The sequence below is a fragment of the Acidovorax sacchari genome (genome assembly GCF_042847045.1).
In the GTDB taxonomy this organism is placed as follows: domain Bacteria; phylum Pseudomonadota; class Gammaproteobacteria; order Burkholderiales; family Burkholderiaceae_C; genus Paracidovorax; species Paracidovorax sacchari.
This window is the reverse complement of record NZ_AP035783.1, coordinates 517,284-528,926: the sequence shown is the minus strand read 5'-3', so window position 1 is coordinate 528,926 and position 11,643 is coordinate 517,284. Positions and strand designations below refer to the sequence as shown.

The following is an 11,643-nucleotide window of genomic DNA, read 5'->3' as shown; positions in this document are numbered from 1 at the left end:
ATAAATCATGAAATTCCAAGATTTATCCATTGGAAAGCGTCTGGCGCTGGCCTTCGGCCTGCTGACGTTTTTCATCGTCGGCATGCTGGCCGTCGGCACGTGGCGGCTGCAGTCCGTCGCGCAGGACACCGCCGCGATGATGAACCTGCCCCTGGCGAAGGAACGCCTGATCTCGGACTGGTACCGCACCATCTACAGCAACGTGTCGCGCCATGCCCTGGTCGCGCGCAGCAGCGACGCGGCCCTGGCCGGCCGGTTCACGCAGGAGAACGCGGCGGCCTCCCGCCAATCGACGGAGCAGCAGCAGCAACTGGCCCAGCTCATCTCCGGCCCTGAAGAGCAGGCTCTCTTCGACCGGGCCGGCGTGCTGCGCAAGCAGTTCGTCGACGCACGCGATGCGATCTACAAGGCCAAGGCGGAGGGCCGGTCGGACGATGCCCAGCGCATCCTGGACACCGAGTTCACGCCGTCCGGCAAGGGCTACCTGGATGCGCTCCAGGCCTTGCTGGACTTCCAGCGCAAGCAGATCAACGAAGCCGCCGCCTCGGTGCAGCGCAATTACGAAAGCGGCCGCAATGCGCTGGTCCTGCTCGGCCTGCTGGCCACCGCCGCGGCCGCGGCGCTGGCACTGGGCATCACGCGCAGCGTGACGCGCCCCCTGCACCGCGCCGTGTCGGTGGCGGAGTCCGTGGCCGGCGGCGACCTGACGGTGCGCTCCGCCAGCACGGCGCGCGACGAGATGGGCCAGTTGCTGCGCGCACTGGACGCCATGGCCACGCAACTGCGTGACACGGTCGGCCAGGTGCGTCGCGGCGCGGACGGCATCGCCCTCGCGTCCAGCGAAATCGCCACCGGCAACCTGGACCTGTCCAGCCGCACCGAAGAGCAGGCCAGCGCCCTGCAGCAGACCGCCGCGTCGATGGAACAGATGACCGCCACGGTGCGGCAGAACGCGGACAACGCCGCGCAGGCCGACCAGCTGGCGCGCTCCGCGTCCGATATGGCGGTGCGCGGCGGCCAGGTGGTCGGCAACGTGGTAACGACAATGGGCGGCATCCACAGTGCTTCGCGCAAGATCGTGGACATCACCGGCGTGATCGACTCCATCGCCTTCCAGACCAACATCCTGGCGCTCAACGCCGCCGTCGAGGCCGCGCGGGCCGGCGAGCAGGGCCGCGGCTTCGCCGTCGTGGCCAGCGAGGTGCGCACGCTGGCGCAGCGCAGCGCCACCGCCGCGAAGGAAATCAAGGCGCTCATCGACGACTCCGTCACGCAGGTGGACGCGGGCAACCGGCTGGTGGAAGAGGCAGGCACCGTGATCCGCGACGTGGTGAACGGCGTGCGCCGCGTGACCGACATCGTGGCCGAAATCAGCGCCGCCAGCCAGGAACAGACCAGCGGGCTGGAACAGGTGAACCGTGCCATCGCGCAAATGGACCAGGTCACCCAGCAGAACGCCGCGCTGGTGGAGGAAGCGGCGGCCGCCACCGGCTCGCTGGAGGCACAGGCTTCGCACCTGGTGCAGGCGGTGGCGGTCTTCCGCCTGGCCGAAGCGGGAACGGCACTGCCACGCCTGGCGGCCTGAGATCCCACCCGCTCCGGGCAGCGGGCGGATGTTCCAGAAGAGCCCCTTGCCGCGCTATCGATGGCGATGGGCGCTTTTGCTTGGGGGGGCCTACACTGGCCGCATGCCCGACGCCGCCCCGCTTCCGGACCCTGCCCTCTGCCCCCTGTGCGGCCAGAGCAACCAATGCGCCATCGAGGCCGGTCAGCCGGCAGACAGCTGCTGGTGCATGGCCACCCTGGTGCATCCCGCTGCCCTGGCCGCCGTGCCGGCCGCAGCACGCGGCATGGCCTGCCTCTGCCCTCGCTGCGCGGCTGGCGCAGGAGCATCCCGGGACGCCGCCGCGGCCATGCCGCCGATATGATCGGCGGACTGTTGTCTTCGCCATTCAAAGGAATCCCCCCATGCCCACGTACCACATCGAAATGATGGAAGGCCGCACCGTCGAGCAGAAGAAAAAGCTCGTGGAGGAAATCACCCGCGTCTCCGTCGAGATCCTCGGCGGCTCGCCCGAATCTGTGGACATCCTCATCACCGACGTGAAGCGCGAGAACTGGGCTACGGGCGGCAAGCTCTGGTCCGAAAGACAGTGAGCGTCCCCCTGAGCGGCTGCGCCGCGGGGCGGCCCTTGCGCGGCGTCTGCTGGCGCAGGCCGTGCCTGCCGCGCACCGGGGTGCGCCAGCCAGCCCCGTTCCGAGGCATGGCATGACGGGCTCCGCCGCCCTGCTGCGCGAGCGGTACGGCGAGCGCTACCGGTGGCTGCTGCTGCTCTCGGTCATGGTCGGCACGATGGCGTCGATCATGTCCTCCACCATCGTGAACGTGGCGATCCCGGACATGAGCCACCATTTCACGCTGGGGCAGGCACGGGCCCAGTGGGTCACCTCCGGCTTCATGGTGGCCACCACGGTGGCCATGCTCACCACGCCCTGGCTGCTGGCGCGCTACGGCTACCGGGCCACGTATGCAGGGGCCATGGTCCTGCTGCTGGCGGGCGGCATCGGCGGCGGCGTCGCCGGCCAGTACGAATGGGTGCTCCTGGCCCGCGTGCTCGAGGGGCTGGCGGCCGGCGTGGTGCAGCCCATCCCTGCGGTGATCATCCTGCATGCCTTCCAGCCGCACGAACAGGGCCGCGCCAGCGGCATCTTCGGCATGGGCGTGGTGCTGGCTCCCGCCATCGGCCCGAGCGTCGGCGGGCTGCTCGTGGACTGGTTCGGCTGGCGCTCGATCTTCTTCATGGTGGTGCCGTTCTGCATCGCCTCCCTCGTCCTCGCCTACAAATACGTGCCCGTGAGCAGCCCCGGCGGCGTGGCCGCGGACCGTGCCGGCGCCTCGCTCGACTGGGCCGGGCTGCTGCTCGGCGCGGTAGGCACGCTGTGCCTGCTCAACGGGCTGGTATCGCTGCGTGACGGTCCCGCATTCGTGTCGGCCGTGCTGCTCCTGGCCGCCCTCGCCGCCCTGGCCGCGTTCATCGCCTGGGAACGCCGCATGCTGGCAGGCCAGGGCAAGCCGCTGATGGACCTGCGGCTGTTCGAGGTGCGGCAGTTCGCCATGGGCAGCATCGTGGCGTTCATCTACGGCACCGCGCTTTTCGGATCCACCTACCTGCTGCCGGTGTTCCTGCAACTGGGCCTGCAGATGTCGGCATCGCACGTCGGCACGCTGATGCTGCCGGCGGGCATCATGCTGGCGATCACCATCCCCCTGGTCGGGCGCATGGCCGACCGCCAGCCCACGCACCTGCTCGTGGGCATCGGGCTGGCGCTGCTGGCGCTGTCCTTCGGACTGATGGCGTTCGCGGGCCTGCACACGGCCCTGTGGCTGCTGGTGGCCTTCGCGGTGCTGGGCCGCATCGGCCTGGGCTTCATCCTGCCGTCCCTCAACCTGGGCGCGATGCGGCCGCTGCCCAAGCCGCTCATCGCGCAGGGGTCGAGCGCCATCAGCTTCGTGCGCATGCTCGGCGGCGCGGCCGGGGTAAGCCTGTGCGGCATCGTGCTCGAATGGCGCATCGCCGCGCACGGCGATTCGCTGCAGAATGCGGTCAGCAGCCCGGAACGCATCGCTGCCTTCGGGGAAACCTTCCTGCTGCTCACCGGGCTGTGCCTGCTGGCCCTGGTGGCTGCCTGGCAATTGCGCCCGCCGCGCGAAGGCTGACCACCGCCTGGCGGCACAGGTCCCGCGCCGCGGGGCCCGGCGCCAGGCAGCAGCTCCCACGAATATTTCTCTGCCCCCTCCATCGACCATGTGCCAGCTGCTCGGAATGAACGCCAACACGCCCACCGACGTGACCTTCAGCTTCACGGGGTTCGCGCAGCGCGGCGGCAAAACGGGCGACCACTCCGACGGCTGGGGCATCGCCTTCTTCGAGGACAAGGGCCTGCGCCATTTCGTGGACCACGAACGGGCCGTGGATTCACCGATCGCGGAACTGATACGCCGCTATCCCATCCGCAGCCGCAACGTCATCGCGCATATCCGCAAGGCCACGCAGGGCAGCGTGACCCTGCAGAACTGCCACCCGTTCGTGCGTGAACTCTGGGGCCGCTACTGGGTGTTCGCGCACAACGGCGACCTGAAGGACTTCCGCCCCCGCCTGCATTCGCACTTCCATCCCGTCGGCGCCACCGACAGCGAGCATGCGTTCTGCTGGATCATGCAGGAGCTTTCCAAATCCCATGCCGACGTGCCCAGCGTGCAGGAACTCACCCTCACCCTGCGTGAACTCGCGGCGCGCATCGCGCCGCACGGCACCTTCAACTTCCTGCTGTCCAACGGGCAGGCCCTCTGGGCCCATGCGTCCACCCACCTCTGCTACATCGAGCGCCGGCATCCGTTCTCGCAGGCCTGCCTGTGCGACGAGGACCTGAGTGTGGATTTCTCGGCCCACACCACCCCGCACGACCGGGTGGCCGTGGTGGTGACCGCGCCCCTGACCAGCGACGAAGTATGGACGCCGTTCCGAAGCGGTGAACTCAAGGTGTTCGTGGACGGCGCCTGCCAGGCATTCTGATTGCGGGCTGCGGCAACCCGGGCGGCGCTGGGTGGCACCTACCGGACCAGGCGGTTTCCGCCCCCATGCCACCGAACCGGTCCACACCCATGCCATTGCGCCCCCGCTTCCATGACGCCTCTCCCGCCCTCCTCGCCCTGATCCTCGCGAGTGCCACGCTGCCGGCCACCGTGTTCGCCGCCAGCGAGCAGCCCGGGCGCATTCCCGCCATCAAGCTCTACGACACCCCCGACCACCGCGTGGCTTTCGTGAAAGGCACCGTTGCGACCCTGCGCAAGATGCCTGCCCGGGAGTTCTGGCTCAGCGATTCGGTGGAAGCCTGGGAGCAGGACGTGCATCCCGCGCCGCGCCGCCAGTACGTGGTCACCCTCCAGGGCGAACTCGAATTCCAGGTCGGCGACGGCTCCACTTTCCGCCTGGCGCCCGGCACCGTGCTGCTGGCGGAAGACACGGGCGGCGCCGGCCATCGCTGGAAGATGCTGCCGGGCAGCGGACCCTGGGTGCGCATGTACCTCCCCATGGCGGGAGAGGACGACGGCTTCGAGCCGTCCCGCTGAATCCCCTGGCGCCGTCCCGCACCTCAGCCCAGCGGTTTCCACACCGGGGGCTCGGGATCGGGGAAGCAGGGTGACGGGCTTCCCGGCCGCAGCATGGCCTCGCGCTGCCGGCGCCGCTTGATCTCCCGGGGCTTCGCGGCGATGCGGCCCGCGGCGGCGTCGGAGCAATGGCGATGGGACTTGGACATGGCGACCTCCGTCTTTCTGGGGATGGAACCCCATTGGCGCATCGGAGCCGGCGCCCCGCCCGTCGGACGGGGGCGCATCCGCCGACCCGACAACGCCCACGGCGGTGCCGGCCCCACGCCACCCGCGGCCACAGGCCGGGAAGCACGCGGAACCTGCACTGCACCCCGGATGAATTGATGCAAGTCAAGACGCTCGATCCGTGTAGGACAGGCACTGCGCATTCGCTGACACGGCTTCGACCTCCAGGCCGTCGCGGCGGGGTCGGCATGGGGCGATACAACGGTTCCAGCGGGCACAAGCCCGCAGTGACCATCCGATCCATCGACCACAAGGAGCAAGCCATGCAACCCGACAAGACCACGCCCCCGCCGACCAGCGTCGGCCCCTCCGCAGACGGCATTCCCGTGGAGCACCGGCCAGGCTATGGTGTGCCGTCGCAGGATCCGCGGCCTGCGGCGCAGGTCCCCCTCACGCCCGAGGAGGCCGAGCGCGAAGCCGGCTCCGTACTGGCAGGGGGCGGCGTCATGGCGGGAGCCGCGACGGGCGCAGCAGTCGGCGGCGCCGTGGCCGGACCGATCGGCGTGGTGGTCGGCGTGGCCGTGGGAGGCGTGGCCGGTGCAGTAGGTGGCGCTGCCGCCAGCAAGGCCGTCGCCACGGAACCGCGCGACACTCCGCGGCACGCAGGGGCGGAACCCCCGTCCGGCGGTCAGCGGTAACCATCGCCAGGGGTGCGCCCGGGCGCCCTGGCACGGGAACACCCTCCGGACAGGGTCCGGACGTTCGTGGCGAGGGGGGAATGAAAACGGGGAATCTGGCGCGGCTGGCGGGGATCGAACCCACGACCCTTGGCTTCGGAGGCCAATACTCTATCCACTGAGCTACAGCCGCGTGCGGGCCCTTGCGGCCCAGGCGGGGATTATGGCACGGCGTTGCGCCCCCCCTGGCAAATCTTCCAGGGGATGCCCGAAGGCAGCGGATCGAAGCCGGCCGACACGTCGAAGCCCAGGCCGCGCAGATAGGCGTCCACCGCGGCACGACCGGTGTCCGCCAGGCCGAAGGTGGCGCCGCCCAGCAGCCAGACCTGCATCAGGCCGTCGAACAGCGCCTGCAGCCCTTCGGCCGCCACCTCGACCGGGGATGGCAGCTCCACGGCCTGGTCGCTCGCCGCCAGGGCCAGTTCAGTGGCGAACTGCCGGCGAAACTCCAGGCTGGCCTCGACGTGGCGGTCCCGCACGGCGGACAGCTCGCCCACGTATTCCACCCGGAACATCGCGATCTCGAACACGCGGCGCACGGACTCGTCTTTTTCCAGGCTGCGCAACACGAAGTCGATCGCCGCCCGCAGGCGCTGCAGCGGAGGCATGCGGCCATGGTCCGCGCACCCGCCGCTCGCGCACTCCAGCGGCAGCGTCGCACGCTCCATCATGGCGTTGAACAGGTCCACCTTGTCCTTGAAATGCCAGTAGATGGCACCGCGCGTGGCGCCCGCGGCCTGGGCGATGTCGTTCAGGGATGCGTTCGAAACCCCCTTCTGATAGAAAACATGTTCTGCAGCATCCAACAGGCTGTTGCGGGTGGCGACCGCATCTTCCTTGGTACGTCGGGCCATGTGGGGAGTCTCCTTGATTCTGCACGGGCTGGCGGCGAAGGGCGGACATCTCGACCCGCGCTTCGCGAAGCAGCATTCCGCAATTATACATTCATGTTTGTATGTATAATCCCGCCGAAATTCAAGGGCCGCCGCATGGTTTTGACATCGCTCAAGGCCATGTGGAAGCCTTTTCCCTTGCGCCGATCCGGAAGGACTTCCATGTACCGCTTGAGTGTCGAACCTGCTGTCTCCGCCGCCCCGCTCCGCCGCACAGCGCGGTCAGGGCTTTTCTGCCTGGCCCTGCTCGCCGCAGCCACCCTCGCGGCCTGCGGGAAATCGGGCGACTCCGCCCAGCAGGGCCAGGGCGGCACGCCCCCGCCGCCGCAGGTGGGCGTGGTGACCGTATCGCCGGGCGATGTGGGCCTGGTGACGGAGCTTCCAGGCCGGCTGGAAGCGTCGCGGGTGGCCCAGGTCCGCGCCCGTGCGGCCGGCATCCTGCAAAAGCGGCTGTTCACCGAAGGCAGCGATGTCAAGGCGGGCCAGCGCCTGTTCGCGATCGACGACGCGCCCTACCGCGCCTCGCTGGAAAGCGCCCAGGCGAGCGTCGCGCAGGCCGAGGCCAATGTGGCCCAGGCCCGCGCTCTGGCCGAGCGCTACAAGCCGCTGGTGGCCGTGAATGCCGTGAGCCGGCAGGAATACGACAACGCGGTGGCGTCCCAGAAGACGGCCGAGGCCAACCTGGCCGCTGCGCGTGCGTCCGTCACCACGGCCCGCATCAACCTGGGCTACGCGGCCGTGACGGCCCCCATCTCTGGCCGCATCGGCCGCGCGCTCGTCACCGAAGGTGCGCTGGTGGGCCAGGGCGAGGCCACGCAGCTCGCGGTGATCCAGCAGATCGACCCGCTCTACGTCAACTTCACCCAGTCCGCCTCGGACGCACTGAAGCTCAAGGCCGGCCTCGCGAGCGGCAAGTACAAGCAGGCCTCCAAGGGCGCCGCATCGGTGAGCGTGGTCATGGAAGACGGCAGCGTGCATCCGCAGACGGGCAAGCTGCTCTTCACCGACCTGTCGGTGGACCCCACCAGCGGCCAGGTCACCCTGCGCGCCGAAGTGCCCAATCCCGAACGCCAGCTGCTGCCAGGCCTGTACGTGCGCGTGCGCCTGGAGCAGGCCCAGGTGGACAACGGCGTGCTGCTGCCCCAGCAGGCCGTGACGCGCTCCGCCAAGGGCGATACCGTGATGGTCGTGGGCCCGGACAACCACCTGGCGCCGCGGCCCGTGAAGCTTGGCCCGGCCCAGGGCACCAACTGGGTCGTGCTGGATGGCCTGAAGGCCGGCGAGAAGGTCATGGTGGACGGCTTCCAGAAGCTGCCGCGCGGCAAGCCGGGCGACCCGATCGTGGTGCAGCCGGTGCCCTGGCAGGCGGCAGGCGGAGCTCCCGCTGGCGGCGCGTCGGCGCCCGCCGCCGGGGCCTCCGCTGCCCAGGCCTCCGCCTCCGGCGCCTCTGCCCCCGCGAAGCAGTAACCCCCAGAACACGGAGCGCGGCACATGGCCAAGTTCTTTATCGAACGGCCCATCTTTGCATGGGTCATCACAATCTTCATCATGGTGGTGGGGGGAATCTCCATCGCCAAACTGCCCATCGCGCAGTATCCGGCCGTGGCGCCGCCGACCATCCAGGTGTCGGTGGCCTACCCCGGCGCCAACGCCCAGACGCTGGAGGACAGCGTGCTCGCGGTCATCGAGCGCGAGATGAACGGCGCCTCGGGCCTGGCCTACGTCGAGACGACCAGCCAGGCCAACGGCACGGGCACGATCGTTCTGAGCTTCGAGCCCGGCACCAATGCCGACCTGGCGCAGGTGGACGTGCAGAACCGCCTCTCGCGCGCCACGCCGCGGCTGCCCTCCGCGGTGACGCAGCAGGGCGTGCGCGTGGAGCAGTCGCGCTCGAACTTCCTGATGTTCGCCATGCTCACGACCGAGAACCCCGACGTGAGCATCGAGGCGCTGAACGACTATGCGGCCCGCAACGTCGTGCCCGAACTGCAGCGCGTGGCCGGCGTGGGCACGCTCACGCAGTTCGGCGCCGAGCGCGCCATGCGTATCTGGGTGGACCCGGCCAAGCTCAAGGGCTTCAACCTGTCGCTCGACCAGGTGAACGCCGCCATCCGCGCGCAGAACGTGCAGGTGTCGGCCGGCAACCTGGGCGACCTGCCCGCCGAACAGGGCCAGCCGGTGTCGGCGACCATCGTCGTGAAGGGGCAGCTCAACAACGCCGAGCAGTTCGGCAACGTGGTGCTGCGCGCCAACACCGACGGCTCCGCCGTGCGGCTCAAGGACGTGGCGCGCATCGAGCTGGGGTCGCAGAGCTACAGCACCAGCGCACGCCTCAACGGCAAGCAGGCCGTGGGCCTGGGCGTGCAGCCCACGCCGTCGGCGAATGCCCTGGCGACCGCCAAGGCGGTGAGGGCCAAGCTGGAGGAACTCAAGAAGTTCTTCCCCCAGGGCGTGAACTACGTGGTGCCCTATGACACCTCCAAGTTCGTCTCCGTGTCCATCGAGAAGGTGGTGCACACGCTGATCGAGGCCGTGGTGCTCGTGTTCATCGTGATGTTCCTGTTCCTGCAGAACCTCCGCTACACCATCATTCCGACCATCGTGGTGCCCGTGGCCCTGCTGGGCACGTTCGGCGCGCTGCTGGCGATGGGCTTCTCGATCAACGTGCTGACCATGTTCGGCATGGTGCTGGTGATCGGCATCGTGGTGGACGACGCCATCGTGGTGGTGGAGAACGTCGAGCGGATCATGGCCGAGGAAGGGCTGCCGCCGCTGCAGGCCACGCGCAAGGCCATGGGCCAGATCTCGGGCGCCGTGATCGGCGTGACCGTGGTGCTGATCTCGGTGTTCGTGCCGCTGGCGTTCTTCGCCGGCTCCACCGGCAACATCTACCGCCAGTTCGCCGCGACGATGGCCACCTCGATCGCGTTTTCCGCGTTCCTGGCGCTGTCGCTCACGCCGGCACTGTGCGCCACGCTGCTCAAGCCGATCGACCCCGAGCACCATGCGGAAAAGAAGGGCTTCTTCGGCTGGTTCAACCGCTCCTTCAAGAGCACGACGCACCGTTACGAAGGCTGGCTCGGCAAGCTGCTGCGCCGCAGCGGCCGCATGATGATCATCTACGCCGTGCTGCTGGGCGCCGTGGCGCTCGTGTACACGCGCCTGCCGACCTCGTTCCTGCCGAACGAGGACCAGGGCTACATCATCACCAACATCCAGCTGCCGGCGGGCGCGGCGCAGTCCCGCACCAGCGACGTGCTGCACCAGGTCGAGGACTTCATGCTCAAGCAGCCGGAGGTCGAGAACATCGTCACCGTGGCGGGCTTCTCCTTCTCCGGCCAGGGGCAGAACGCGGGCCTGGCCTTCGTGATTCTGAAGGACTGGAGCGAGCGCTCGGGTGCCGAGCACTCGGCGGCGGCGATTTCCGGCCGGGCCTTCATGGCGCTGTCGAGCATCCGCGATGCCTTCATCTTCGCGCTGAGCCCGCCGCCCATCCCCGAACTGGGCACCGGCACGGGCTTCAACTTCCGGCTGCAGGACCGCGCCGGCCAGGGCCACGACGCCCTGGTCGCAGCCCGCAACCAGATGCTGGGCATGGCCGCGCAGAGCAAGGTGCTGGCGGGCGTGCGCCCCGACGGCATGGAAGACGCGCCGCAGATGCAGATCGACATCGACCGCGACAAGGCCAATGCCCTGGGCGTGGGCTTCGACAGCATCAGCAGCGCGCTCTCCACGGCGCTGGGTTCGGCCTACATCAACGACTTCCCGAACCAGGGCCGCCTGCAACGGGTGGTGGTGCAGGCCGACGCCGCGGCGCGGATGCGCCCGGAATCGGTGCTGGACCTGCCGGTGCTCAACGCCCAGGGCCAGACGGTGCCGCTGTCGGCTTTCGCATCCACGCGCTGGATCACGGGCGCCATGCAGACCGTGCGCTACAACGGCTATCCGGCGATGAAGATCGCGGGCGACGCCGGCCCCGGGTTCACCACGGGTGACGCCATGGCCGAGATGGAAAAACTCGCCGGGAAACTGCCTCCGGGCTTCGGCTTCGAGTGGACGGGCCAGTCCCGCGAGGAAAAGCTCGCGGGTTCGCAGGCCACGGTGCTGTACGCGTTCTCGCTGCTGGCGGTGTTCCTCTGCCTGGCGGCGCTGTACGAGAGCTGGTCTATCCCGTTCTCGGTGATGCTGGTGGTGCCGCTGGGCGTGCTGGGGGTGCTGCTCGCCACGCTGCTGCGCGGCATGTCCAACGACGTGTACTTCCAGATCGGCCTGGTGACCATCATCGGGCTCTCGGCGAAGAACGCCATCCTGATCGTGGAGTTCGCCAAGGACCTGCAGGCCGAGGGCAAGAGCGTGCTGGAGGCGGCGCTGGAAGCCGCCCACCTGCGCTTCCGCCCCATCGTGATGACCTCGCTGGCCTTCACCCTGGGCGTGGTGCCGCTGTTCATCGCTTCGGGCGCGAGCTCGGCGAGCCAGCGCGCCATCGGCACCGGCGTGATCGGCGGGATGATCACCGGCACCGTGCTGGCCGTGGTCTTCGTGCCCGTGTTCTTCGTGCTGGTGCGCTCCTTCTTCAAGGGCAGCAAACGCCAGCAGGAGCATGACGCGCACCAGGCACAACTGCACCGGCATGCCACGGATGGGGAATAAGCCCTTTCAAGAACGGCAGGAGAAG

At 69.0% G+C, this 11,643-nt stretch carries 11 protein-coding genes and 1 tRNA gene; 9 read left to right on the top strand and 3 right to left on the bottom strand.

What is annotated here, in order from left to right; genetic code table 11:
• The first annotated feature begins 7 nt into the window (after positions 1-7).
• The 6 genes from ACGHC0_RS02455 to ACGHC0_RS02430 all read left to right on the top strand — a co-directional run bounded on the left by ACGHC0_RS02455 (position 8) and on the right by ACGHC0_RS02430 (position 5,131).
• Positions 8-1,585, top strand: a complete 1,578-nt coding sequence (locus tag ACGHC0_RS02455) for a methyl-accepting chemotaxis protein (protein WP_415267340.1) — start codon at positions 8-10, stop codon at positions 1,583-1,585.
• A 28-nt stretch (positions 1,586-1,613) separates the two neighbouring features.
• Complete coding sequence (locus ACGHC0_RS02450) at positions 1,614-1,928, top strand: cysteine-rich CWC family protein (protein WP_405045315.1); 315 nt, start codon at positions 1,614-1,616, stop codon at positions 1,926-1,928.
• 40 nt (positions 1,929-1,968) lie between these two features.
• Positions 1,969-2,157, top strand: coding sequence for a 4-oxalocrotonate tautomerase (locus ACGHC0_RS02445; protein ID WP_011793588.1), 189 nt, complete (start codon positions 1,969-1,971; stop codon positions 2,155-2,157).
• Between the two features lie 112 nt (positions 2,158-2,269).
• Positions 2,270-3,718, top strand: a complete 1,449-nt coding sequence (locus ACGHC0_RS02440) for a DHA2 family efflux MFS transporter permease subunit (RefSeq protein ID WP_368353845.1) — start codon at positions 2,270-2,272, stop codon at positions 3,716-3,718.
• An 88-nt stretch (positions 3,719-3,806) separates the two neighbouring features.
• A complete protein-coding gene (locus ACGHC0_RS02435) occupies positions 3,807-4,574 on the top strand; it encodes a class II glutamine amidotransferase (protein ID WP_013592957.1) in 768 nt (255 codons plus the stop codon).
• Between the two features lie 89 nt (positions 4,575-4,663).
• Positions 4,664-5,131: a hypothetical protein gene (locus ACGHC0_RS02430; protein ID WP_415267339.1), complete on the top strand. Its 468-nt coding sequence runs from the start codon at positions 4,664-4,666 to the stop codon at positions 5,129-5,131.
• A gap of 23 nt (positions 5,132-5,154) precedes the next feature.
• Here the strand turns inward: ACGHC0_RS02430 and ACGHC0_RS02425 are convergent, their stop codons facing one another.
• Positions 5,155-5,319, bottom strand: a complete 165-nt coding sequence (locus ACGHC0_RS02425; RefSeq protein ID WP_368353843.1) for a hypothetical protein — start codon at positions 5,317-5,319, stop codon at positions 5,155-5,157.
• Positions 5,320-5,661: 342 nt separating this feature from the next.
• Between ACGHC0_RS02425 and ACGHC0_RS02420 the strand changes: the two genes are divergently transcribed.
• Positions 5,662-6,036 (top strand): bacteriocin, encoded by a 375-nt coding sequence (locus ACGHC0_RS02420; RefSeq protein ID WP_368353842.1) that lies wholly within the window; start codon positions 5,662-5,664, stop codon positions 6,034-6,036.
• Positions 6,037-6,132: 96 nt separating this feature from the next.
• Here ACGHC0_RS02420 and ACGHC0_RS02415 read toward each other — a convergent pair.
• Together ACGHC0_RS02415 and ACGHC0_RS02410 are read right to left on the bottom strand one after the other, a co-directional pair.
• Positions 6,133-6,208 (bottom strand) — tRNA-Arg (locus ACGHC0_RS02415).
• Positions 6,209-6,236: 28 nt separating this feature from the next.
• Positions 6,237-6,929: a TetR family transcriptional regulator gene (locus ACGHC0_RS02410; RefSeq protein ID WP_368353841.1), complete on the bottom strand. Its 693-nt coding sequence runs from the start codon at positions 6,927-6,929 to the stop codon at positions 6,237-6,239.
• A 201-nt stretch (positions 6,930-7,130) separates the two neighbouring features.
• Between ACGHC0_RS02410 and ACGHC0_RS02405 the strand changes: the two genes are divergently transcribed.
• Together ACGHC0_RS02405 and ACGHC0_RS02400 are read left to right on the top strand one after the other, a co-directional pair.
• A complete protein-coding gene (locus ACGHC0_RS02405; RefSeq protein WP_368353840.1) occupies positions 7,131-8,435 on the top strand; it encodes an efflux RND transporter periplasmic adaptor subunit in 1,305 nt (434 codons plus the stop codon).
• Positions 8,436-8,459: 24 nt separating this feature from the next.
• Positions 8,460-11,618: an efflux RND transporter permease subunit gene (locus ACGHC0_RS02400; protein WP_415267338.1), complete on the top strand. Its 3,159-nt coding sequence runs from the start codon at positions 8,460-8,462 to the stop codon at positions 11,616-11,618.
• Positions 11,619-11,643 lie beyond the last annotated feature (25 nt).